This is a genomic window from Mesorhizobium salmacidum (SeqCode) (assembly GCF_037179605.1).
GTDB classification, from domain to species: Bacteria; Pseudomonadota; Alphaproteobacteria; order Rhizobiales; family Rhizobiaceae; genus Mesorhizobium; species Mesorhizobium salmacidum.
Genome location: NZ_JAPYKS010000034.1, coordinates 19,750 through 43,340, shown reverse-complemented (window position 1 = coordinate 43,340; position 23,591 = coordinate 19,750). Strand labels below are relative to the sequence as shown.

The 23,591-nt window shown below is 62.1% G+C and carries 24 protein-coding genes and 1 pseudogene; 11 read left to right on the top strand and 14 right to left on the bottom strand.

From position 1 onward, the window contains the following. Positions 1-309 precede the first annotated feature (309 nt). Positions 310-783: an Lrp/AsnC family transcriptional regulator gene (locus O7A60_RS28545; protein WP_337109054.1), complete on the bottom strand. Its 474-nt coding sequence runs from the start codon at positions 781-783 to the stop codon at positions 310-312. Between the two features lie 124 nt (positions 784-907). Here O7A60_RS28545 and O7A60_RS28540 point away from each other — a divergent pair, with 124 nt between their 5' ends. Beyond that, positions 908-3,304, top strand: coding sequence for a 1-deoxy-D-xylulose-5-phosphate synthase N-terminal domain-containing protein (locus tag O7A60_RS28540; protein WP_337109052.1), 2,397 nt, complete (start codon positions 908-910; stop codon positions 3,302-3,304). A 37-nt stretch (positions 3,305-3,341) separates the two neighbouring features. On the opposite strand, the gene O7A60_RS28535 is transcribed toward O7A60_RS28540, so the two are convergent. Further along, positions 3,342-5,216: a relaxase/mobilization nuclease domain-containing protein gene (locus tag O7A60_RS28535; protein ID WP_337109051.1), complete on the bottom strand. Its 1,875-nt coding sequence runs from the start codon at positions 5,214-5,216 to the stop codon at positions 3,342-3,344. A 272-nt stretch (positions 5,217-5,488) separates the two neighbouring features. After that, positions 5,489-5,893, bottom strand: coding sequence for a plasmid mobilization protein (locus O7A60_RS28530; RefSeq protein WP_337109050.1), 405 nt, complete (start codon positions 5,891-5,893; stop codon positions 5,489-5,491). A 261-nt stretch (positions 5,894-6,154) separates the two neighbouring features. Here O7A60_RS28530 and O7A60_RS28525 point away from each other — a divergent pair, with 261 nt between their 5' ends. The 4 genes from O7A60_RS28525 to O7A60_RS28510 all read left to right on the top strand — a co-directional run bounded on the left by O7A60_RS28525 (position 6,155) and on the right by O7A60_RS28510 (position 8,324). After that, positions 6,155-6,856, top strand: coding sequence for a ParA family protein (locus O7A60_RS28525; RefSeq protein ID WP_337109049.1), 702 nt, complete (start codon positions 6,155-6,157; stop codon positions 6,854-6,856). Next, the gene (locus O7A60_RS28520; RefSeq protein ID WP_032935408.1) at positions 6,853-7,194 is read left to right on the top strand and encodes a hypothetical protein; all 342 of its coding nucleotides are present in this window, start codon (positions 6,853-6,855) and stop codon (positions 7,192-7,194) included. The genes O7A60_RS28525 and O7A60_RS28520 overlap by 4 nt, the downstream gene beginning before the upstream one ends. Positions 7,195-7,376: 182 nt before the next feature. Then, positions 7,377-7,859, top strand: coding sequence for a helix-turn-helix domain-containing protein (locus tag O7A60_RS28515; RefSeq protein ID WP_337109048.1), 483 nt, complete (start codon positions 7,377-7,379; stop codon positions 7,857-7,859). 186 nt (positions 7,860-8,045) lie between these two features. After that, a complete protein-coding gene (locus O7A60_RS28510; RefSeq protein WP_337109056.1) occupies positions 8,046-8,324 on the top strand; it encodes a WGR domain-containing protein in 279 nt (92 codons plus the stop codon). 65 nt (positions 8,325-8,389) lie between these two features. Here the strand turns inward: O7A60_RS28510 and O7A60_RS28505 are convergent, their stop codons facing one another. The 3 genes from O7A60_RS28505 to O7A60_RS28495 form a co-directional block, all read right to left on the bottom strand. Then, positions 8,390-8,716: a hypothetical protein gene (locus O7A60_RS28505; protein ID WP_337109047.1), complete on the bottom strand. Its 327-nt coding sequence runs from the start codon at positions 8,714-8,716 to the stop codon at positions 8,390-8,392. 55 nt (positions 8,717-8,771) lie between these two features. After that, entirely contained in the window at positions 8,772-9,095 is a 324-nt protein-coding gene (locus tag O7A60_RS28500; RefSeq protein ID WP_027144402.1) for a DUF736 domain-containing protein, read from the bottom strand. A gap of 699 nt (positions 9,096-9,794) precedes the next feature. Next, the gene (locus O7A60_RS28495; RefSeq protein WP_337109046.1) at positions 9,795-10,328 is read right to left on the bottom strand and encodes a hypothetical protein; all 534 of its coding nucleotides are present in this window, start codon (positions 10,326-10,328) and stop codon (positions 9,795-9,797) included. A 374-nt stretch (positions 10,329-10,702) separates the two neighbouring features. Between O7A60_RS28495 and O7A60_RS28490 the strand changes: the two genes are divergently transcribed. From O7A60_RS28490 to O7A60_RS28480, 3 genes are read left to right on the top strand one after another with little or no spacing between them, the layout of a single operon-like run. Further along, a complete protein-coding gene (locus O7A60_RS28490) occupies positions 10,703-11,035 on the top strand; it encodes a type II toxin-antitoxin system RelE/ParE family toxin (RefSeq protein WP_337109045.1) in 333 nt (110 codons plus the stop codon). Continuing rightward, positions 11,032-11,313: a helix-turn-helix domain-containing protein gene (locus tag O7A60_RS28485; protein WP_140812471.1), complete on the top strand. Its 282-nt coding sequence runs from the start codon at positions 11,032-11,034 to the stop codon at positions 11,311-11,313. Before O7A60_RS28490 ends, O7A60_RS28485 begins: the two co-directional genes overlap by 4 nt. 33 nt (positions 11,314-11,346) lie before the next feature. After that, positions 11,347-11,628, top strand: coding sequence for a hypothetical protein (locus O7A60_RS28480; RefSeq protein ID WP_337109044.1), 282 nt, complete (start codon positions 11,347-11,349; stop codon positions 11,626-11,628). 75 nt (positions 11,629-11,703) lie between these two features. Here the strand turns inward: O7A60_RS28480 and O7A60_RS28475 are convergent, their stop codons facing one another. The 4 genes from O7A60_RS28475 to O7A60_RS28460 all read right to left on the bottom strand — a co-directional run bounded on the left by O7A60_RS28475 (position 11,704) and on the right by O7A60_RS28460 (position 19,181). Beyond that, the gene (locus O7A60_RS28475) at positions 11,704-12,126 is read right to left on the bottom strand and encodes an antirestriction protein (RefSeq protein WP_337109042.1); all 423 of its coding nucleotides are present in this window, start codon (positions 12,124-12,126) and stop codon (positions 11,704-11,706) included. Positions 12,127-12,362: 236 nt separating this feature from the next. After that, on the bottom strand, positions 12,363-13,307 hold the full coding sequence (locus O7A60_RS28470) for a DUF2493 domain-containing protein (protein ID WP_337109041.1): 945 nt from the start codon (positions 13,305-13,307) through the stop codon (positions 12,363-12,365). Positions 13,308-13,550: 243 nt separating this feature from the next. Continuing rightward, on the bottom strand, positions 13,551-14,588 hold the full coding sequence (locus O7A60_RS28465) for a DUF7146 domain-containing protein (protein ID WP_337109040.1): 1,038 nt from the start codon (positions 14,586-14,588) through the stop codon (positions 13,551-13,553). A gap of 12 nt (positions 14,589-14,600) precedes the next feature. After that, positions 14,601-19,181, bottom strand: coding sequence for a strawberry notch family protein (locus O7A60_RS28460; RefSeq protein WP_337109039.1), 4,581 nt, complete (start codon positions 19,179-19,181; stop codon positions 14,601-14,603). 184 nt (positions 19,182-19,365) lie between these two features. Here O7A60_RS28460 and O7A60_RS28455 point away from each other — a divergent pair, with 184 nt between their 5' ends. The 3 genes and pseudogenes from O7A60_RS28455 to O7A60_RS28445 all read left to right on the top strand — a co-directional run. Beyond that, positions 19,366-20,556: a DUF1173 domain-containing protein gene (locus O7A60_RS28455; RefSeq protein ID WP_337109055.1), complete on the top strand. Its 1,191-nt coding sequence runs from the start codon at positions 19,366-19,368 to the stop codon at positions 20,554-20,556. A gap of 393 nt (positions 20,557-20,949) precedes the next feature. Then, positions 20,950-21,138 (top strand): hypothetical protein, encoded by a 189-nt coding sequence (locus O7A60_RS28450; protein ID WP_337109038.1) that lies wholly within the window; start codon positions 20,950-20,952, stop codon positions 21,136-21,138. 246 nt (positions 21,139-21,384) lie between these two features. Further along, positions 21,385-21,639 (top strand): annotated as a pseudogene (locus O7A60_RS28445) (hypothetical protein); the annotation flags it as partial. An 85-nt stretch (positions 21,640-21,724) separates the two neighbouring features. Here O7A60_RS28445 and O7A60_RS28440 read toward each other — a convergent pair. From O7A60_RS28440 to O7A60_RS28425, 4 genes are all read right to left on the bottom strand, one after another. Further along, positions 21,725-22,123, bottom strand: a complete 399-nt coding sequence (locus O7A60_RS28440; protein WP_337109037.1) for a response regulator — start codon at positions 22,121-22,123, stop codon at positions 21,725-21,727. A gap of 171 nt (positions 22,124-22,294) precedes the next feature. Beyond that, positions 22,295-22,516 carry a hypothetical protein gene (locus tag O7A60_RS28435; RefSeq protein ID WP_337109036.1) on the bottom strand — a complete coding sequence of 74 codons (222 nt, stop codon included), beginning with the start codon at positions 22,514-22,516 and terminating at the stop codon, positions 22,295-22,297. Positions 22,517-22,642: 126 nt separating this feature from the next. Continuing rightward, on the bottom strand, positions 22,643-22,822 hold the full coding sequence (locus tag O7A60_RS28430; RefSeq protein ID WP_337109035.1) for a hypothetical protein: 180 nt from the start codon (positions 22,820-22,822) through the stop codon (positions 22,643-22,645). A 218-nt stretch (positions 22,823-23,040) separates the two neighbouring features. Then, positions 23,041-23,472, bottom strand: coding sequence for a hypothetical protein (locus O7A60_RS28425; RefSeq protein WP_337109034.1), 432 nt, complete (start codon positions 23,470-23,472; stop codon positions 23,041-23,043). Positions 23,473-23,591 lie beyond the last annotated feature (119 nt).

Here is a 23,591-nt window from a genome sequence, read left to right as displayed (position 1 = left end):
CCCTCGCTCATAGACGAGCAGGGCGACATTCCTACTTTGCGGAATCAAGACATTTCTATTTTGCGGCAATAAGTAAAAAATGCATAACATACATTATGGAACCGCAGAATACTTCGTATAAACAGTATGTTGACGCTCGCTGACATTTGCCCCAGGTTGCGAAGCGTCCAGCGGACGTCGATGCGCCGGGCCCGATTTCCCGCACGGCCGGTGCCTACCTATGTACCCTCCCGGATTGGCGCCGGCTAATTTCTCGCGATCTAAGAAACCCAATCAAACCTCGAACTGCCAAGGCGCCAGGGTAAAGCTTCAGGCGCCGATCGGAAGCCCATATGCATGCTTCACCTGGCCCAAGGCGAAGCTGGATTCGATCGATGCCACGCCATCGAGTCTCGTGAGTTTCTGTTTCAGGAAAGTTTCATACGCCTCTAAATCCTTCACGACGACACGCAGCAAGAAGTCCATTTTCCCGGTCATCAAATAGCATTCGACCACTTCAGGCCAACGAAGGACGGCACTCGAAAACCCATCGAGCTCTTCTTCCCGCTGTCGCTCGAGCTTGACCGACGCAAATGCGCTAACGGGCAATCCTACCTTCACCTGATCAACGATTGCCACGTAGGCTCTGATCACGCCTGATTTTTCGAGCATCCGCACTCGACGGGCGCAAGGTGACGGAGAGAGTCCGGCGATTTCGCTGAGTTTTTCCGTCGTCGCGTGAGCATCCGACTGAAGTGCAGACAATAACTTGCGATCGATATCGTCAATGACACGTTTTGGCATAAGTTTTGGTTTCCCACATGACAATTAGCTGAGTTCGGCTGAAGGTGATCTATCTTATCGCGTTTTTAGCCGCAATCGCCCGCTGGATTGTCCTATCCTCGCCTCCTCTCGGTGGAGCTCGAAAATGAACGATCCGAAACTCGCGTGCCTCAAGGAACTCGAAAGCAAGGTGCTGTGGCTGTCCACATGGATGATCCACAACGCCAACAACCTTCGGCCGAATGACGACGGGCTAAAGGTTGGAGGGCATCAGGCATCGTCAGCATCGCTCGCGACGCTCATGACTGCACTCTACTTCGCGGTCTTGCATCCTGAAGACAGGGTCGCAGTGAAGCCGCATGCAAGTCCGGTTTTTCATGCTATCCAATATCTCTTCGGCAACCAGACACGGTCGAAACTGGAATCCTTCCGCGCCTATGGAGGGGCGCAGTCCTATCCATCACGGACGAAGGATACGGACGATGTCGACTTCTCGACCGGATCGGTGGGACTGGGAGTCGCGCAAACCCTGTTTTCCTCGTTGGCGCAGGATTACCTTCGAGCAAAAGGCATGGCCAATGACCGTCCCGAAGGGCGCATGGTCGCGCTTATTGGTGACGCCGAGATGGATGAGGGTAACATCTTTGAGGCTCTTCTCGAGGGTTGGAAGCACGGTCTGCGCAACACCTGGTGGATCGTTGACTACAATCGCCAAAGCTTGGACGCGGTCGTAAGGGAAGGCTTGTGGGAGCGCTTCGTCTCCCTGTTTCGCGATTTCGGTTGGGAGGTGGTGATCCTCAAATACGGCTCCCTGCTGGAGCAAGCTTTCGAGGAGCCTGGGGGCGAGGCTTTACGCGGCTGGATCGACAAGTGCCCCAACCAGCTCTACTCGGCTCTGGCTTATCAAGGTGGGGCAGCGTGGCGCAGACGCCTGCTTGATGAGATCGGTGATCAAGGTCAAGTCTCCAGGCTGATTGAAAACCGCTCCGACCACGACCTTGCGCGCTTGATGACAAACCTTGGCGGTCATGATCTGCCCTTGTTGTTGAAGACCTTCGAGGAGGCACGCAAGCATGATCGGCCGGTCTGCTTTCTCGCCTATACGATCAAGGGGTTCGGCCTGCCGCTGGCTGGCCACAAGGACAATCATGCAGGCTTGATGACCACGGCACAGACCGAAGACCTGCGCGCCCGCCTTCGGGTACGGCCGGGGTTCGAATGGGAACCCTTTGAAGGTCTTCAACTCCCCGCCGCCGAGTTGTCTGCCTTTCTTAAGGAAGCTCCATTCAATGCCGGGCGCCGTGGCCGCCACGCGCCCCCGAAAATTGCTGTCCCCGAGGCATTTCCCATCGAGGTGCAATCGCCTGTCTCTACACAGCATGGCTTTGGAATTCTCATGCATCAGATCGCCAAGTCGGAGACTGAGCTAGCAAGGCGGATCGTCACAACATCGCCGGACGTCACCGTCTCGACCAATCTCGGCGCTTGGGTCAATCGTCGGGGACTCTTTGCTCGGGAAGAGAAGGCGGATCTGTTCAAGAAGGAGCGCATCCCGTCGACCTTCAACTGGCAATTCTCACCGAAAGGCCAACATATCGAACTGGGCATTGCCGAGATGAACCTGTTTATCAACCTCTCGGCTCTGGGGCTTTCTCATTCGATATTTGGCGAGCGGCTTTTGCCGATAGGGACCCTTTATGACCCGTTCATCGAACGTGGGCTCGATGCGCTGAACTACGCCTGTTACCAGGATGCACGCTTCATTGTCGTCGCCACCCCTTCCGGTATCAGTCTGGCGCCTGAAGGCGGCGCCCATCAATCGATAGCAACTCCCCTCATCGGTATGGCTCAGGATGGGCTCGCCAGCTTTGAGCCAGCCTTTGTCGACGAGCTCGCAACCATTCTGCGATTTTCATTCGACTACATGCAACGCGATGGAGATATCCAGCCCGATCCCGTGACTTGGCTCAGGGATGCCACTGGAGGCTCGGTGTATCTCAGACTGTCGACGCGGCCGATTGAACAACCCAAACGCGTTATTGATCAGACACTGGCTGAAGCCATTCTCAATGGAGGCTATTGGATGCGAAAGCCAGGGCCGAATGCGCAGATCGTGATCGCCTACACGGGAGCGATTGCACCCGAAGCGATAGATGCGATCGGCTTGATCGCAGAGGATCGCCGCGACGTGGGCCTTTTGGCGGTAACGTCTGCAGATCGCCTGAATGCGGGATGGACCGCCGCACAGCGCGCCAGGGAGCACGGCGTCGTCCATGCACAAAGCCCTGTCGAACGATTGCTAGCCAGCGTTCCCTCACATTGTGGGCTCGTCACGGTGCTTGACGGCCATCCTGCCACGCTTGCTTGGCTCGGATCCGTTGAGGGTCACAAGGCCCGGTCGCTGGGCGTGGAGCATTTCGGCCAGTCGGGCACCATCACGGACCTCTATCGGCACCATGGAATTGACGCGCAAGGCATCGCGCGAGCCGCGCAGTCGCTTTCACCCGGAAAGCCAATCCGACATTTGCGAGCAGCCGTCTAACGTCTCGGCTCAGGAAGGGCGCGATGGTGTCACCAGCCTAGCGCTCGCGCTCGTTGCGATCACGTGGCTGCCGCTCTTCGACTTCCTGCTCCGATCCTCGCAGCCGCTGCGCCGATTGTTGTGGAGGATCCTGTCGTGGCGAACTCGGCTCCGGCACCCCTCTTGGCTGACCCGCTATTTTCCTGGGCAATCCCATCCTTTCACCGGCACGTAGTTCGCGGGGATCAAGAGGTTCATGGGCGCTGCGCAGCCGATCATCGCGTTCAAGCTCCCGGCTTCGGGCCACCGCCGCATTCCCTGAAATCGGCTCGTGCTTTGAGTTCGATGTGGTTTGTGGGGTTTGAGATCCGCTCTCCAACAGCTGCGAAGGCTCGCCAGTGCGAACTTGGGCGTTCCGGTCAGCTTCGCTCGCGGCAAGCTGTTGTTCGGAAATGCGGAGGTTTTCCCGGCGGATGCTCATCACTTCCCGCGCGGCTTCAACGACTTCGTTGAATTGTTTGCGCTCCCATGGCTCGATCGAGCGCCCGACATCCGCCAGAATAGCCTCTATCCGTTTCTCGTATGCCTCAAACTCGGGACGTGTCATCGCAAGCATGGCAGCCTCCTCGCCTCCAAAAAGTTCCCGGGCCAAAAGCACTGTGGGGTCATCCCTGTCCGCTGCTTGCCCAGAGGATTGTCTCTGCGTCACGATCTCGGTGTAGCGTGCAGCAGCCCGGATTCGTTCGAGCTGATCTCCAGCGAAGTTGGCGATCTTCTTTTCTGTGCTGCCCCGCGCAATTGCGTTCCATGCCTGGGCAACCTCTCTCAAATATCGGGCACTGCGGACGGACTTTGCTGCGTGGGGGAGATTGGAACGCTTGGCCAGATAACGTGCATGTGCCGACGCGCTTGTGCCCCCATGCTCGCTTCTGCCCACATAGCTGACAGGCCGCACCTGATTACGAGCATAGGCAGGCGCACTTGCAAACTCGCGACGATCGGTCAGCTCCATGCGGATTCCGTGCGCCCGGGCCTTCTCAGCCATCAGTGAGCGCCATTCCCGGAACACCTGGGGGCTCGTCTCGATGCGTTCTCCTGTCTCCCCACGCATGGTAACGATCGCGTGGGCGTGGACATGGGGCCGCTTGCCGCCATGCCCTGCCACTTTTGGATCGTCAGACGGATCGTGCATGGTATAAACATACCGATGCCCGGCGAATTGATCGCCAAGGAATTCCCGCACCGCGTCTCGAAAAGCAGCTTGATCAGTGCCCGCGCGCGCCGAGACGACCAGATGCATGACGTCGCGTCCTGTGCGGCTTTGCATCTGCTTCCGCCAGTCCTTCTGGACGAGATCGCCAGCTTGTTTGACAGTCTCGATATGGCTGTCCCTATCATCGCGGACCCGCCCTTCGAAGCGCTCGACCATTTGGCGAATCCGGCTCGTTGCGAACGCGACGCCATTGCCGTGACCGTGGAACAGAACCCGTGCCTGGACGTCGCAGCCGATCCTGCTCCTGTTCAACCGATCTTGGGCGATTGCCGCGGCCTTCGCGTCGCCGGTCAGGCGCTCGCCAGCCGGCCCGCGCAGGAGCAGGACCCCGCGCACTCGCAAATGCCTGCCGTGTACGCCCTCGATTGCATAAACAAAGCGGCGCTCGCCGAACGCGGCGCGCAGGACATGGCGAAGGATTTGGTCACGATCGCTATCGTTTGTCTTCGTGTTCACCGTCACCTGGAACAGACCAACGTCCCGGCTCGAGGCACGATTGTCGAAAAGATGCTCCCATTCGGTGCGCAATTGGAACAGGCCCGCCTTGCCGATGATCTGCTCCCCCTTTTCGGTTTCGACGGCCAGTTCGCCATTCCGGGAGGCGTAGCTCACCATAGCAGCCAGGCGCGCTCCACGACCGTAGGACGCGAGCTTGACCACCGCAGGCTGGCTCCCTTGCGCTACGGCTGTGAACCGCTGACGCATCGATCGGTTCGGCGCGACAGCTCTGGTGAGATAGGAACGCGGGCTGGCGTTGTGGCCGGCGCGCGCCCTGTCCCCTCGCCCTGTCGTTTCGTCTGGTGCGAACGCCACCCCGCCCCTTCGCCGCCAGTCCCAGTCATGGCGCTCGTCCCGACTCCGCTGTATTTCATGAAGCAGCGCTGCGCGACGCCGTTCCCACTCCCGTTCGAAAGTCCCAAGGAAAAATTCCATTAGCGAGCCCCCAAGCGCCGCGCCGTGCCGGCGCGTTTCGTCATCTGGGACAGCTCGGCGGCGACGGTCAATGAAATGGCGCGGGCATCGTCCGCAGATGCGGCGATATCCGAAACCGTGCGCAACCGCCCCGTATTGAGCGCGCGCACGGCCTGGTTGAGACCATTGCCGACAGCACGCAAATCCGCTGCGAGGAGTTGCAGGATCGCGCGATCGGCATCATTGAGAAAAGGGCGGATGCCCGCACCCTCGCAGGCGAGTGTGCGGATGAAGGCGGAAACTGACATGCCGGCGCCATTTGCAGCCGATTTCACAACGGCAAGCTCGTCGCAGGCGAACCGGATATGCGCGACTCTGTCCCGCCTACGCGGCCGTCTTGCAACAGTTGCGCCGGCTCTCACCATCACCCTTCTACCTGGTTAGCGGCCAAAGCCGCGGATCGAGGGCCCGTCCCTCGATCGTCAGGAAAAATGTATCACATTTTTCCGTATCCTGCCAACCAAATAGACATCGATATTACTTAATTCTGGCGATCTTCCCACTTTTTGGTGGTCAACATGACTCTAGATTTCTATATACGTCTGAGCCTTGAGTCACATGAATCCACATCCCCGCAATCGGGGATTCGTGTGTGAGTAGAAACCCATATTTGTAAGGAGAAGAGGATGCCGACCGTGATCTCCGCCATCAACGGCAAGGGAGGCGCAGGCAAGACCACCGCTCTCATAAACATCGCTGGCGAGTATGCCCTTCGAGGTCGAACCGTGGCGATGATCGACATGGATGCGCGCAGCAATCTGACCAAGTGGTGGAGCGACTGCCGGGAGAAGGAAGCCCAGGCCGAGCGCGTCGATGTCGTTGGCCACAAGACGGCCAGGGCGGTCGGCACTTATCTGGATCGCGCAGGCTCCGGCTTCGACTGCATTCTGATCGACACACCGGGCGAGGACACGGCGATCGTCGATCCGGTGATTGGATGGTCCGATCTTGTCATCTCGCCGATCCAGGCATCGAAGCGGGAGGTACTCGGCGCGATCGACTGTTTTGAATCCGTCCTGCGCGTCAACGAGGCGCTCGGCCGCGGTTGCCTTCACGGTGTGCTGCGGACGCGTGTATCGTTGACCGTGCGGCACACCGAACTTTATCGGAAGATCCGGCCGATCATCGAGGACAAGGTCGGAACCTATCTCTTCCGGACCGAGGTGATGGAACGCAACGTGTACAAGGATATCCAGAACGGCATCGGGACTTTGCAGATGCAGGAACTCACGGAAGCGATCGCGAAGGCACGTCGGGAGACACAAAGCGTTGTGGAGGAGATCGATGAGCTTTTGGGCACTGATGGAGAGACGGGGGGCGGTCGGTGAGCGGAAAAGAGCAGCTATCGCTCGATGAGTTCGTGACCGCTCCCAAAAAGAAGGTGGCTGTCGACGTGCCGGACGCGTGCGCGCCTGAGGCAGATGCGAGGCTGCCGGAGCCTCCAGCCAACAAGGCGGAAGCCGATATCAGTATCCGTCAGGAAGCGAGAAAGGCGCTGCGGCGGGTTAAACGGGAGCGCGTGAAAGGGGAGAGCTTTTTCGTCAATGTGAGCCTTGATCGGCGGACCAAGCGCCGGCTGAAGCTGGCATCGTTCAATGCGGAGACATCGATGCAGGCGATCATCGAGGCGGCGATCGTCAAATATCTCGACGAGATTGGCGCTTGATAGTCCGATCAGGTTTCAGCCTCCGGACTCGCGGTCCAGGGACATTTGATCAGAGCGCCTATTTGCTGCTAGGCTTATGTCAAATTGGTCCTGATTTCACAGAGGAAGGACCGACGGGGGAGAAGACCCGCGTCATAGCGACGTGTTTTTAGGGCAACAGGGAGCGGGCCAAAGCCTTCGCCATGGCGATCAAGGACGTCCAGAAATATATTGACGAATGGGGGCTCGTCGAAACGAGCGACGAAGAATCGGAGAAACCGATCTATCGCAAGCCAGGTTTCGAAGGCATTCGAAGCTTCGGCGAGATGGAGCAGATATTCAGCCAGTTCATCCGCGAGCATCGCGACGCGAAGCGGCTCAATCGCGCCCAGGTCGGCATGATGGTCGGGCTGCATGAGACGATTTTCGCGCGCTATGAGCGGGCGTTTTCGAAGCTGCAGGCGACGCGGCTGATCCACCTTTGCGAAATCCTCGGCTGTTCGCCGGTGGAAATGATCCACGCCGCCGCACCGCATTTTTTCGGCGAAAGCCGCAAGGAGGCCGACGACAAGCTGAAGCTCGTGCTGCGCATTCTGGACATGCCGGCCTCGACCGCATCCGGCCTGCTCAGCATGATCGAAGGTCTGGTTGGGGAAGACAGAACTTCCGAGCAGCCATCGAGGTAGTGGGCAATGATGCCGCCGGGCGGCGCGAGAGGGATCGTCGCCGGCGACCGAGAGGCTCGGGGAGCGCTGGCACCCCGTAAGTTGTGCCCTTCCGCCAAGGCGGCTCGCCCAAAGTTAGCGGCACTTCCACGCATCAGAATTGTGAATCGATGAAGCCGGATTGATTCATCGAACTCGTTGGACGAGATGGACGTAGGTGGCCAATGTCGTGTCATGCCGACACATGCCGCGACACGTCTCCACCGCATCGATCCCGCATGCAACATGGCGCGGTACTATAGCTTGTCGACAACGCCGAGCCTATTCGGCGACATTTGTGTTGTACGGGAGTGGGGGAGGATCGGACGGCCGGGCCGTATCCGTATCGACCTCTACCAGGAAGCAGAGGAGGCTCACGCGGCTCGGTTGGTGATCGAGCACGCCAAGCGGCGACGCGGCTATCGTGATGTGTCAGGGAATGGTTGACGATTGGGATGTCGGCGCGACTGCAAAACGCCTGCTCCGGTGCAGGCTTCTTGGCTTTCCAGTGATTATTCGAATTGCGGCTTTCGCAGAAGTTCGCCGAGACAGACGCCGTGGCGTGGCCGGGCGGCGTGTTCCGCCTTGTCGGCCGCGAGTTGCGCGGCGACTTCCTCGGGAAGCGGCGTGAAGTCGTACCCTTTGGCAAAGGCTGCTGCGCGCAGGGCGACAATCGTGTCGAAGTCCCGATCGTACGTGCCGAGCCACAGCGCCGGTTCGTCCGTCTCTTCGTGGGGGAACGCCTGTAGGAAATAGGTTTGCAGCGGCGGGTCGTAGCCGATGATGGCTTCGGGGTCCAATCGGCCGTGTCCATTGGCGGTGATGGTGTAGCGGCTCATTGCAGCCTCCTGTTGGCAGAGGAAGCCGGCCCCTGCGGGGCCGGCCACCGATCGCTCACTGCGGGTTATTCCAGAGGATGACCTTCTTGCTCTCATCACCGCCGGGGGCCGGGGCGACGTTGCCGAAGATCACGCCGATCTCGGGCGCCTCAAGCTTGACAGAGAGGTATTCCTCGCCGGACCGCTGCGACTTGCGGTACCAGCCTGCACCGATCTCGAAGCCGGTGCGCTTGTTGAGGATGCGGAAGTCGGGCGCTTCCTCGCTGGCCTTGCTGCCGTTCGGGATGACGGTGATTGGTGCGTTGATCCGGAGCGTTGCGAAGACGCCTTCCATCGAGCCGTCCGACTTGGTGGTGAGGTTGGCGATCGTGGTAGCCATGATAGTTCTCCTTCGGTTGCATCGGGAACCATTCCCGATGGCGTCGAAGGAGAGGGCCGTCCTGCTGCGGTCATCTCGGCGCAAATTCTGGAAAATTCTATTTGCCGAAAACCGCGGGCAGGTCCTTCGCCTGCCCGCAAACAAAAATTGAAATCGAATTTTCCTGAATTTGCGCCGAGTGTACCCCCGTCGGGGGTTGACCGCACAAAGCAGGCGGTCCTCTACAAAGGCGACATGAAAAGGGAATGGCTCGCGTTGCAACCGAAGCCGGGACGATCTTCTGTGGCTGCCTCCGTCGCAAGGCGTGACCGGCCGGCGGCCGCTGGGAGGAGCCCTGACCGCTCCCGTCATCGATCCTCACCATCGTTCGGCACCGCCAACTCCGGCGAGGAAGCACCCTGGTCTCTCCGCAGCCTCGGCAAGCCGACGACGACTGTCATGATCGTCGCTGTCGACGAAGCTGTCGCAGCTATTCGGCGAGAGGCGCTGCGCCTCCGCGTCGGCGGCCATGCAAGCGTGCTTCAGGGCTGTCGTCCTGGCTCCCGGCGGCGAAGAGAGCAAGAGGGTCGCCGTATGCCTGGGGGCCGTCCTGAGCGCGTCATACCGGCTTCGCAGGGGGCCGGGTTACGCTGCAATAGGAGGCTGGCCGAGACCGTAGCCGATTCGGCCAACGTGACTGAAGGTGGTGTCCATCTGCGCTTACGCCGCTACCGCTTTCCGCTCCTCTGCCGTCATCCGGGCGATGACCTCGCGCGCGACGTCGGCGTCGGCGCGTTCGAACATGGCTCGCCATTCAGCCACGCTGCAGGTGGTCGTCACCCTGCTCCGCATCGTGTCGTATACGACGCAGGGCGAAGCGATCAACACTAGGCGCAGCACATTCAGGAAGGTGCCGGGTGATGCGCCATCCCAAATCATCAGGCCATAGTCGGCCCGGCGCGCCATTTCCCTGTCCGTCCCGGCATGGACGGCGAAACCTTGTGCGCCATCAGGTGGCGGGATGCGGTAGGCCGCCCAGTCGCCGAGGTTGTGGCGCGGTTCTTTACCGGCATGGAACACACCGACATGCTCGTAGCCGTAGCCCGCCAGCAGGCCCTGCACCTCTGCATCCGCCCCAGGCGCGTCGCCGATGAGAACGCCGTGCTCGTGTGCGACAATCGCGCTGATCCGCTCGATGACCGGGTCGGGCAGGACGTCAATGTCCCGTGAGCCTCCAATGAATATCATCGCCATCGTGTCTCTCCTTTCTCTCCAAAGCCCGCCACCCCGCGCCAGCCACCCTCGCCCGCTCGAGCCGATGGCGTGGACGGGAATGCTCGCCATTGCGACGCGCCGCGTAGGCCCCCACCGCCCGGCTGCTTCTCCTGAGCCTATTGCTCGTGGGGGTCGCGCAAGGGATTGTGACCCCGCAAAGGGCGAAGAGTGCGTCAGCAGGTTTCGTGGAGCCGCCTCTGGCGGCGGAATAGAGCCTCGATCCGGCGCAGCCGGATGCGCCCGACAGTCCTCACAGCGCGATTGATGAGAATTCATCATGCGGATCACCCATCCCAGTACGCGGAGACGGTCGCAGTTGCCAGCCCATATAAAATTTTGTATTGGTAGGTTTGATGACCAAGTCTGTCGAGTTCCGTGGGAGCGCCCTTGACGATCTGCGCGCCTTTCCCGCGGCGGCGCGGCGCGAGGCTGGTCATCAGCTCGACCAGGTTCAGAACGGCCGCGAGCCGGACGACTGGAAGCCGATGAACACGGTCGGGCAGGGTGTGCGGGAAATCAGGATCCGGGATGCGGGCGGCGCATTCAGGATTATCTACGTGGCCCGGTTTGCCGACGCTGTTTATGTGCTGCATTGCTTCCAGAAGAAGACGCAGAAGACGGCGCGGACGGACCTCACGCTCGCCGCGGGACGTTACAAGGACCTGGTGCAGGAGCTGAACCGATGAGCAACGAGCGCTTCGAGAGTGTGTGGGACGCCATCGCGGATACCCCCGCCGAGGCCGAGAACATGAAGTTGCGGTCGGCGTTGATGATGGCGCTCAAGCAGCACATTGCCACCGAAGGACTGAGCCAGTCCCAGGCCGCCAGGTTGTTCGGCGTCACCCAGCCGCGCATCTCCGATCTCATGCGCGGCAAGATCGACCTGTTCGGCCTCGATACGCTGGTCAACATGGTGGCGACAGCCGGCATGCACGTGGAAATGAACATCGCCAAAGCGGCCTGACCACGAGGCCAAGGCCACCGCGGGAGATATGCGATGCCGGAATGGCCGAAAGACAAGTTGCTCAAGCATGGCCCGGAGCTGCCGATGGCGGAACGCATCCGGCGCTATCGGCACAACATCCGCGTGATCCGGGACTCGGGCTGCGCCGTGCCGACCCCGGCGCTTGCCGACACGCTGGATCCGGCCGAGATCGAGCTGTGGTTCGCCGACAGCGCCTTTCGCAGCCACCGGCTTAAACGAGCGATCGAGGCTGTCGCCCAGCTTCCCGAGGAAGCCACCCTGCCCTCACCCTTCACCGAGACCGATCCGGACTAAGCGATCGCCATGCGGGCAGATCTGCAAGGGCGCCGTAAACGCGGCCCCCTTGCGCCTGTCAGGCGCCGATGGCGGTCAGTCGATCGCCTGGAATATTTCGGAGGCTTCCGGATGTTCGGCCGCGAATGCGTAGAGGCGGGCGTACCCCTCGGCCAGCAGGTCGGACTCATATCGAAACGAAAGATGCGAAAGGGCGAACAGCGTGACGATGACGCCTGCCGCGTCGGCGGATACCTCGCCCTCGTAGCCATTGGTCTCGCAGGTGATCCGATAGCGGTCCTTTGAAGTCGGCACGAGATAGAGCGGCTTGCCCTCGTATTCGTAGAACCGCCAGAAGCCCCCGCCATAATCGAGCGGGCTCAGCCATTCCATGAGGCCGTAGAGGGTGTTCTCGGCGACCATCAGGTGCTCGAGCCCGAACAGGCCGGGGAGAAAGTTCACCCGACGGTCCTCGCTCACCAGGGTGGCGACGCGGGTTGTAGTGTTGTGAGTGGTCATGATCTGGTCCTCCAGAGAGAGCGGGATGGAAGCGGCACGGGGGCTCTCTCTCACCTTCCCGCACCGCCCTCCGGTCTCGGCCACCTCTGGCTCTCTCATAGGCCGCCATCGCGAGACGCCTTTGTATCGGAGAGGTCGCTGGGGTCGCCGTGACCGTCGGACTGGCACACCGGAACCGGCCGCCCGCTGAGCGGGGGCCGGGAAGGTCGGAATCAGGGATGGCGGGGTGGCGCTCATCACGCGCCGCCCTCCTCGGTGAACCGCCAAACCGGTATGCCGAGGCGGCGTGCCTTGTCGGCCAGGTTCTCGGTGATGCCGGAACCGGGGAAGACGATCAGCCCGTAGGGCACGACCGACAGAAGCTGGTCGTTGCGGCGGAACGGAGCCGCCTTGGCGTGCCGGTTCCAATCCGGCTTGAAGGCGATCTGCGTGACCTTGCGGTTCTCGGCCCAGCAGGCGGCGATGCGCTCGGCCCCGCTCGGGCTGCCGCCGTGGAGCAAGACCATGTCGGGATGCTTCTCGCGGGCCTTGTCGAGCGCGTCCCAGATCCGGTCATGCTCGTTGCAATCGAGGCCGCCGGCGAAAGCGATCTTGGTGCCGGCCGGAACCAGCACCTCGGTGTCAGCACGACGGCGTGCTGCGAGGAAGTCGCGGGAGTCGATCACTGCGGCGGTCATCGACTGGTGGGAGACCTTGGAGCCGGTGCGCGGCCGCCATGCCGATCCGGTCTGCGCCTCGTAGAGGTCGGCGGCCTCGTCGCGCATGATTTCGAGCACGTTGCGCCGCTCGATATAGGTTATGCCCTCGGCTGTGAGCCGTTCCAGCTCGACGGACTTCACCTCAGAGCCGTCCTGCTCCTGCTGGCTCGACCGTTGCGCCTCCTCATTGCGGTCGAGGCTGCGGGCGACGCGCTCGGCGGCGCGGTGGAAGACGTTGGTGAAGGACCAGAGAAGGTCGTCGAGGTCCGGTTCGAGCCTGGTGTCGCCGAGCATGCCGGCGAAGGTCTCGACGATCGAGCCGAGGCCGGCCCGGATCACCTCGTCGTCGGGAAGCGGGCGAGCATCGGGCTCGTCCTGATGCGGACGATGACCGTACATCTGCAGTTCGAGGATGAGGCGGTCGGTCGGTGAGGACGTGTGGTAGGGCTCGTAGGCGTCGTCGAAAGGAAGGTCGTAGGTCATGGCGTGTCTCCGTCGGTTGTGGCCGCGCCTGTCGCGGCCTGACAGCGCATCCCGGCCGCGGTCCGGGCGCGGCCGCACCGAAGGCCGGAGCGCGAGCGGAGGACGGCGCCAGCCGTTGCGGCAGTGACGGGGGCGTGGCAGGGGTCGCCACTCGGGCAGGCCGCGGGCGCGGCTTCTCCCGGCGGACCGCCGCCGTGCCAAGGTCTTCCGGTGACGCCGGCCCCACCTGCCGGCCCGAGCCCTTCATCCGGACGGCAGAAAGCGACGGGAATCCTGCGGGGCGAGCTGATCGCCGAGCCAGGCCGCGAGATGGGCAGGGCCGAGACTGCGCAGATCGTCGTTGAAGTCGCCAAGCTGCGGCCGCAGCGCCAGGGCGAGGATCCCGGCCTTGCCTGCTCGCCGGCTGAGACGTTCGATGCCATGCCGGCCGGCGGCGTCCGCATCGGCTGCGATGTAGAGGCGACGGCAACCAAGCGGGAAGCTCAGGCCGGCGAGGTGATTGGCCGAGGTGGCAGCCGCCACCGGCAGCGTCGGCATCACCGTCCTGAGCGAAGCCATCGTCTCGAATCCCTCGCCCGCGGCCATGACCGGCACCTCGGCCCCGGGTTCGAGGCCGAGCCAAATAGCGTTACCGAGCAAGTGGCCGAGCGACCGGCGCGGATCGATGAGTGTCGCCTTGCCGTTGCCGTCCGGAGCGAGCCAGGTGCGCTGGAGGCCGGTGATACGACGGTCGCGGTCGGTGACGGCGGCGATCAGCGCTGGCAGCATCTGCGTCTCGCCAGTCACGAGATCCCGGTAGTAGCAGCCGGGATGGAAGCGCAGGGCGCGCTCGTGCGCGGCGAGCAGGATGCCGCGACCGGCGAGATAGCGTTCGGCAAGCGTGCCGGCGATCGGCTGTGACATGCCGAACAGGCGACGCGCGGCGTCGGGAGAGCCGCGTGCCGCGGTGGGCTGGCGTTGCGCGCCTGAGGTCCGGGGCCGCGGCATGGCGAGGAAGCGACGTGCTTCATCGGCGACGTCACGGTAGTCGACGAGGCCGCAGCTTTCGCGGATGACATCGAGCAGATCGCCATATTCTGCCGAGGCTTCGTCCACCCACTTTCCTGCTGGTCCTTTCGCGTTGGCCGTCAGGCGGACATGCATGGAGCGGCCGCGGGTGTTGCGGACGTCGCCGACGATCCAGTGATTGCCGGAGCGATGACCATTGGAGAGATATTCACGGCACACTGCCTCGGCATGCTCACCGAGGCGGCGTGCCAGCTCGGATGCCGAGCCGGTCATGATCGCCTCCCCTCAAGCCGCTGCGGTACGGTCAGTGACGCCGACCAGCGTATGGCGGTCGAGGAGCAAGGCGAGGATGGCGGGCCCTTGCGTGGCAATCGGGATGAACAGCCGGAGCTTCCAGGAGATGATCTCGGAAATCAGCCCGAGGGCCTTCAGCCGCGGCACCATCGCGTCGGTGAAGCCGATGAGTTCGACGCGGTAGTCGCTCATAACCCGGCTGCGGCGCAGGATCAGGCCATCGGCAAGCTGCAGCCCGATCCGGCCCTCAATCAGGCCGGTCCACGCTTCCTCCGGCGCGAGCGTTGGCACATCATCGAGACCGAGATTGCGGTACATGGTCGCGACCAGCGTTGGCGCGATATGACGGCCGATGATGCGCTCGCCGGCGTCCGTCTGGATGCGGTAAACCCGGCAATCGTCGTCAGGCAACCGCCGCCAGATCGGCAGGAGGAGCCCTGCGACGATGTGGAAGGTACTGGTTGTGAACTCCGGGACGGCCGCCACTTCGGCTTCCCACATCTCGCAGAACAGTTTTCGGTCAGCCGGCTGCCAGTGCGTTTCGGCAAGGGCGTCGAGTCCGAAACGCAGTTCGTCGGTCGGCCGCAGCAGGCGCACGCGATGCTCGACGGTTCCATCGTCCAGCATCAAGCTCGCCGTCGTAAGCTGTATGGCCGCGCGGCTCGAGCGTGAGTTGACGAGCAAAACCGATTGGGACTCCGCTCGCGCAATCGTCAGCGCATCAATGAGACCGAGCGGCCGGATGCGGTCTTTGCGCGCGACGGTCAGCACATGCGACTGCGCGCCCGAGACCGGGTGTGTGTAGACGGTTCGGCGATCGGTGACGACGATGCTCTCGGCTGTGATCGTCTCCAGACCCTTGTCATAGGTCCCGGCGGCGATGGCGCCCTCTATTCTTCCCGCCATCAACTGCTCGAACACCTCGAACAACAGGTTCTGCGTTTCGATGCGCAACGCCAGCAGCCGATTGAGCCAGGTTGTGATCGGCGGCAGTTCGTCGCGCAGCCCGCCCTCGTCGGTGGTCAGCGACTGGCCGGTGACCGTCTCGAAGGTGGTGAGCGAGCAGCCTTCGATCTTACCCTGGTGGAGCAGCCAGTAGAATTGGCGTAGCGCCGCGCGAGCGTAGGGGCTTTCCAGATTGTCCGCGGACCGGAACAGCCCTGCCCCACCGGTCTGGCGCTGGCCGCGTGTGATCGCACCCAACGTGTCGAGCCGCCGCGCGATAGTCGATAAAAACCGCTTGCCCGCCTTCACATTGGCGGCCATGGGCCGGAACAGCGGCGGTTGCTTCTGATTTGTGCGGTGGGTCCGGCCGAGACCCTGGATGGCGTTGTCGGCGCGCCAGCCGGCTTCGAGCAGATAGTGTTTGCGCAGCCTCTGGTTCCTGACACCGAGATCGGCGTGATAGGAGCGCCCTGTGCCGCCGGCGTCCGAAAAGATCAGCACGCTTTTGTCGTCATCCATGAAACTCTGGGTTTCGGCGAGGTTGGCCGAGCCCGGACGATTTTCGACGGCGAGCCGGTCGACACCGTCGCGGCCGGTCTTCCTGACGATGCGGCGCGAGCGGCCCGTCACCTCGGCAACGCTGTCAGTGCCGAAGTGGTGGATGATCTGGTCTAGGGCGCTGCCGACCGGCGGCAGCGACGCAAGCTTCTCGATCATCTCGTCACGCCGGCGTACGGCTTCCCGGCATTGAACAGGGTTGCCATCCTCATCATGCGCGGGTCGCGAATAAACGTTCCCGTCTGCGTCCGAATATTCCTCGAACAGCTGCGTCGGGAAGGAATGCATCAAATATCCGCCGACATACTCGCGCGGCGTCACGTCGACATGGAGATCCGACCATTCCTCGGTCGGGATCTCGGCAAGCCGGCGCTCCATCAGCGCCTCTCCGGTTGAGACGATCTGCACGACCGCCGAATGACCATCGGTACGGTCTTGCTCGATCGCGTCGATCAGCGTCGGCGTCATCATCGAGGTGATGAGATGGTTGAAGAAGCGTTGCTTAGTGCTCTCGAAGGCTGAGCGCGCCGCAGCCTTTGCGTTGCGGTTCAGCGTGGCGGTCCCGCCGGTGATGTTGGCCGCCTCCAGTGCTGCGGTCAGGTTGTTGTGAATGACCTGGAAGGCGTCCGCATAGGCGTTGTAGATACGGATCTGCTCCGGGGTCAGTTCGTGCTCGAGCAGGTCATATTCGACACCGTCATAGGAAAGCGAACGCGCCGTATAGAGGCCGAGCGACTTGAGATCGCGGGCAAGGACCTCCATCGCCGCGACACCGCCGTCCTCGATCGCGGCCACGAACTCGGCACGGTTGGCGAACGGAAAATCCTCGCTGCCCCAGATGCCGAGGCGCTGCGCATAGGCGAGGTTTTCAACCGCGGTTGCACCGGTCGCCGAGACGTAGACGATGCGGGCGTCTGGCAACGCATGCTGCAGGCGCAGGCCGGCTTTGCCCTGCTGCGAGGGTGCCACGTCGCCGCGTTCGCTTTTTCGGCCTGCGGCGTTGGCCATGGCATGCGCCTCATCGAAGATGATGACTCCATCGAAAGACCGTTTGGTCCCCGTCGGGCCGTCGGCCCTCCTCGCCGGGTTTTCTTCGCTCCCCGTCTGGCCTTCGGCCCCCCTCGCCTGGTTTCCTTTTGTCCCTGTCGCCGCTTCGCCGCTCCCCGCCTCTTGGCCGACCCAGTCGAGGATCTGGGCGATCCGCGACTTCTTGCCCTCGCGTTCCTGGGAGCGCAGGGTTGCGTAGGTGGTGAAGAGGATGCCTTCGGCAAGGCGGATCGGCGTGCCCTGCCGATAACGGGACAAGGGTTGGACCAGGAGTTTCTCCTGGCCGAGTGCGGCCCAATCGCGCTGGGCATCTTCCAGCAGCTTGTCTGATTTGGAAATCCAAATCGCGCGGCGGCGGCCCTGCAGCCAGTTGTCGAGTATGATGCCGGCGACCTGTCGTCCCTTGCCGCAGCCGGTGCCGTCACCCAAAAACCATCCTCGGCGGAAGCGAACCGCGCTCGCAGCACCTTCTGGAGCGGCCGAGACTACATCATAGGTCTCGTCAACCGTCCAGGCGCCGGCGAGATGACCGGAATGCGCTTCCCCGGCATAGATCACGCTTTCGAGCTGGGCGTCCGACAGCAAGCCCTCGTCGACGATCGCGTCAGGCATAAGGGGCCGGTAGGAAGGCTTCGGCGGCGCGACCGCGGCCATGGCGGCCGACTGGACCAGCGGAGTCGGATGCGGCTTTGCACGGGGAATGTGGATCGACTGAAGGGCGTAAGGGTCGTAGATCGTGTCGGTGAGACTTCCACTCTCCTCCGGCATCCACTCGCGAAGCTCGTAGGTCAGGGGCAGCGCCGCGGCGCTGCTCGCAAGAGCCGGGTGGCTGAGCGTTGCCCTTGCAACGGGGCGAGCCGGTCGGACAACCTTTGGTGCAAACGATGTTGCGGACGTGGGTGCAGCTACTGCCGTGGGCCGACCGGCCATGTGCGTGGCGGCATTGCGCAGGATCCCGTTCGACAGAGCGTCGGTCGAGTCCGGAAGGCCGTCCGCTGTCCGGGGCGGCGGATCCATGATGCAGGAGAGTAGCGTATCGACGTCGGACGCCCTGCCCGGCGACGCGACGAAACGCGACGGATCGGCGGCCGGTATCTTGTCGATGACTGTCAGCCGGGTTTCGGCGGTCGTGCCATGGCGGGCATAGACATGGCCGTCGATCGCCTCGGTGAAGACGACGGTGCCCAGCTGCTGCAACCGTTCGAAGGCTGCCCGCCATTTGGGGTTTTCGGGAGACAGGCCAGTGCCGGTGATGGCGACAAGACGGCCGCCTGGACGCAGACGCGCGAATGCGGACGAAAGATGCCGCCACGCGGCATCGGCGACATGGCCGTCGACATAGGCGCCGACCGTAAAGGGCGGATTCATCAGCACGACGGACGGCTCGATGGCGGTATCGAGACGATCGTCGATATGGGCTGCATCGTGCCGGGAGACGGGGACTCGCGGAAACATCCGGCCGAGAAGATCGCCGCGCGTCGCGGCAAGCTCGTTGAGCACGAGCGTGGCCCGCGCGATCTCGGCATGGACGGCGAGCAGGCCGGTGCCGGCCGAGGGTTCGAGAACGAGGTCTGACGAGCTGATTGCAGCGGCATGCGCGGCAACGAAGGCAAGTGGCAGTGGTGTGGAGAGTTGCTGCATGGCCTGGCTCTCGACCGTCCGTCGCGTATGGGTGGGAATGAGCTTGGCGATCCGCTTCATCATCGCCAAGGTCGCCTGCGGCGTAGTCGACCGGGACAGGATCGCCGATCCGAAGCGGCGCAGGAACAGCACCTGGGCCGCTTCGAGCGCTTCATAGGCGTCCTTCCAGACCCAGAAGCCCTGTGCGTCCGTGCCGCCGAAGCTGTCCGTCATGGCGGTGCGGAGCGCGGCGGTGGTGACTGGCTTGCCCTGCTCTAGGAAAGGTAGAAGCAGCAACGCCGCCTGAAAGATCACCTGGGCTCTGTCGCTGGCAGCGGGTGCCCGCGTGCCGAGGGGAGCGGCCGTTCGGGCAACGTCGGATGTGGTCGAAACGATGTTCATGGAGATGTCCTTTGCGAGAGGGGAATGGCCCCCGCGCCGGCACTCTCTCCGCGCCGGCCGGGCCGCACTCCTCCCGACTCCCCTCTCCCTCTGGCGTCGGTCCATCAAACGGTTGCGCTCAGCGAAAAGCCATGACTTCAATGTGCACATAGGGATGCGGCGGCGACCTGGAGCTGCGGAGGTGATGCGACGGTTTAGAATTGGCAGTGAGGTCTTCGAGGAAGGGGCGCCTGATCTGCAGGCGGCGCTTGGGAACGCCTATGCCCGCAGGGAGCGTCCACTATGCCTGTGCCGCGAGCCGGGCTTCCCGATGTACGTCGCCCGCATCGGTGACCTGCATCTGATCAAGCGCATGCCGCTCAGCGGCGGCGGGCACGATTCTTCCTGCGATTCTTATGAATCGCCTTACGAATTGTCCGGGCTCGGCGCGTTGATGGGCAGCGCGATCCAGGTCGATCCGCAAAACGGCATGGCAGCGCTGAAGCTGGATTTCAGCCTGTCGAAGACGGGAAGTCGTGCGGCGTCCGTGCCTGCTGGCCAGAACTCCGCCAGCGTGGCCGGAGATCCCAGGAGGATGTCACTGCGTGGCCTCCTTCACTATCTCTGGCACGAGGCTGAATTGACGGTCTGGACATCCAGATGGGCCGGCAAGCGACATTGGTGGAATGTCCGCTGGCACCTCATCGAGGCGGCCGGGCAAATGACAGTGAGAGGCGGAGCGCTTTCGGACATCCTGTTCGTCCCCGAGCCGTTCCGGGCCGAGAACAAGGAAGCGATCGAACAGCGTCGCAACGCGGTTCTTGGTACAGCACTTCCGCCAAAATCCGGACCGCGGAAGTTGCTGCTCCTCGTAGGCGAGGTGAAGGAGATCGTGTCTGCTCGATCGGGTCAGAAACTTGTCGTCAGGCATTTGCCCGGTTTTCGCTTCATCATCGACGACGCAATGCATCGGCTTTTGCAGGCACGCTTCGAGAGAGAATTGTCGCTGTGGGGAGCGGATTCAAGCTCACATCTCATGGCTATCGCGACGTTCGGACTGAATTCGGCCGGCCTCGCCATTGTCGAGGAGATCGCGTTGATGGTCGTGTCCGAGAACTGGATTCCTTACGAGACGGTCCCTGAAAAGCGGCTCATCGACGCGCTTGCCCGTCTTCGCGAGAAGAGCGTAAAAGGATTGCGCTACGACCTGCAACCCGACCAGCCGATCGCCAACGCATTGCTCCAGAACAGGAACGAACGAATCGCGCTCTTTGTCGTCCCGGCCGGAGCTGACGAAGCGTTCGAGGATTCGCTGCAGCACATGATCGCGAACAGGCCGGAGATCGGTGCATGGACCTGGCGGGTCGGTGACGGGGAGATGCCGGCCCTTCCATAGGGCTGTTTAACCGGTTGGTCGCTGGTTCGAATCCGTCCCGGGAGCCACTATCACCATGTGTACGGCCCGGAGACATAGGTAACAGTTTGTACCTAAGACATGGGTGACAACCTCGTGCCGAACGGGTTGTCGATGGTCTAGGGTCCTCTGTTCCAAGTCTATGTATCCCAGATCATAATGCATGCCCGTTAAGTATTTCCTCTCCTCTTACCGCGCGCTCTCCGACGGCCGCAGCGGCATTCGTCACCTCGACGAACGGCTTGCAGAGGCGCGTCTTCCGGCAGTATCCGGCATGATCCAAGATAGGAACTCATTCCTCTCCCGGTCAATTCACTCTTGACAGTTTTTTTCCTTTTTTGTTCACCGTCGACATGAGGCGTTTGGAGTAACCCGGTGGACACCATCGTGGGTGACGAAATCAGCCTTCCAAGGCCAGAGCACGTTACAGCACCAGGCATCCAGCATCATTGGTGCGAGCACCCTGGCTACGGCAAGGATGCCGGCTGGGGTTTCGCGAAGCCAAAGCAGGCACCCCATTGGTTCTGTTTCGAGCATCGCGGCGATGGTGAGACATACCTGTGAGGCAGAGCGATGCCAGCCGAGCAACAGCAAGTCGATCCTCCCGCGATGAACTGGGAGGTTGCGGCCGACGAGGTCACTGCAACCTGCGACGGGGATGCCCGAGAGGCAGTGAAGGCGCTACTCGCCGCCAACGCCTCGTTGGAGCGTGAGGTGGCTATCTGGGCTCCTGCGGTGAGCTATGGGTTCAGCCGGGGGTGGCATAGACGGAAGCGAAGCGGGACCTAACGGCCAACGGAAGGTATCACCATGTCAGACCACATTCTTCCCCAGCAGAAAGCACCCAAGCTGATCGTGGTCACCGCCTTTGATCGAGATGAGACTGGCGACCTCCAGCCCGTCTACGGGCCAGCCGAGCAGCAGACCGAGGACCGGGCGATAAGGACTGCGAGGGGCTTGGCGGGGAAACATGCCGGGGTCATTGCGTGGTCGCGGGATGCTAACCCGTCGCTCGGCGAATACGGGGAGCCGACTACGCTCTTTGTGGGTGGTGACGTGCCGGACCATGGAGTGACGTGGGGCTCCCCTCCCCCTACGGTTCTCCCCAAGGGGGTCGCCGAGTGGGCACAGGGACTAGACGGCCTCCTGTCTAATGCACGGGGACTGGTGAGGAGCTGCCACCATCAAGCAGGGCAGCGAGCCAACTGGTGATCTGGCTCATGGCGAACGGCTTCCTGATCATGATGCTGTTCGGCACCCCATGCGCGGCCCAGTCATCTGCGGCGTTGCCGCTCACGTAAATCACGGGCATAGTCGGGATGGCGGTTCTCACATGACGGGCGACATCCCAGCCGGTCGGCCCAAGCCCCAGCCTGACGTCCGTAACCAGGGCCTTGAGGGCACCTTTGTGGCGATCGAACTTCGCTATTCCCTCTGCTCCGCTGGACGCGGCAACGACGTCGAAGCCCTCTTCTCCCAGGGCATCTTCAACGTCTAGCGATAGGAGAGGCTCGTCTTCAACAAGCAGAACGACCATTGGTTCAGTCATGCAACTAGCCCTTGTGTTGAGGAGAGCCCCTCCCCCGAACGGCGGAAGCCGATTTTGGTTGCATACCTGCTACTTACGAGGAGGCACCTTGACATGGCTAACCCCGAAGCGAATGCCAGGTCGGTCGGTCCTAATGTAGACCGGAGGGTTGAACCAACGGAGTGCCATCGGCTATTCGCGAAGATCGAAGGCAACGAGTAGGCCCAAGGCGGTCGCAACGGTCACGATAGCCTCGGTTAGCTCTTCATCAGTTTCCAGCAAATGTGGTGCAGCCTCCCGAGCTTGGTCCATCGCCGCTTTGACCGAAACAATGTCGCCACGATCCGCCCTTTTGAGGAGTTCGACAACTACCTGTTCTGCCGTAAGAACTGGAGCGACGATACGGATGCTCATGGGACCCACCCTCAAAGGACGCCAACGATATCCGATCATTATCCTCTGCTTGAACGAAAGCAATTCGATGTTGGAGACCGTGTCGAACTGGCTGAAGGAATGGTTGATGGATTGTCGTAGGAGAGCCTAAGTATCGCCCCGGTGCTCCCTGTCGCGGCAGTTGAGAAGATCGACCAAGTCGTCGGCTTCGTCGATAGGCATGTCGATCAAGGGGACGCCCACTTCGACCACCGGCAGCCCGGTGAATACGTCGACGATGTCCCACGTGCCTTCAGGTGTCTTCTCTATGCCGTATCGCTGGGGCATGGGGCGGGTATTTAGGGCGGGTCGGAATGTTTGGTAGAAATCTCTGAGCGGGGGATCGGATAACCGGCTCGCGCGAAGACCCCCCGGACCCCCTCGACCCACCACACACCACCCTCAGGAACGCTGAGACAGCCAGCTTCACCAACCGTTGGAGCACCAGAGCCGTTTGGTGGTGCGGCTGAGCACTGACCTCGCGAGACCGAAAGTGGGGAGGCTGGCTAAGTGCCCTTAGCAGCGTCCTCTATCAGTTCGGCTACCAAGTTGCGGAACCGCTCGTCAGACCTATCCCCTATGTTTCCGACATCTTTCGCCACGATCCCGGGCGCAGACACTGACACCTCCCCACTCACATGAACGCTCACCGTGAATGTCCTTCTGACCTTCTTCTCCAATCCTCCTTTTCTGTAGATTTGGAACCGAATAGACGGCGTTGACGCGCTGACTTGGCGGCGTTGCGCGGTGTTTATGTCGACGGTCACCTCGCCCGCCACCTCAGCCTTGGCCGCTTCCAACGACGCAACCACGACGTCGTTTAGCCAGATCCTGGCTTGCGCGCCGAAGTCCGCCATAGGGGCATCTTGCTCCGCCTTCTCCTCCTGTTCACGGCGAGCTTGCTTTCCGCGATCAAGGGCCTCTTTGAACTTAGGCATCCTGGTTGCCTCCGATTTTGTCGGCGCATGAGGCCGGCGGTCAGAACAGCTGTAGCCCTCCCAATCGGTAGAACGCGCGCAATCGATGTACGTTGCAAAAGCGGAACCCGTGCGTTGCC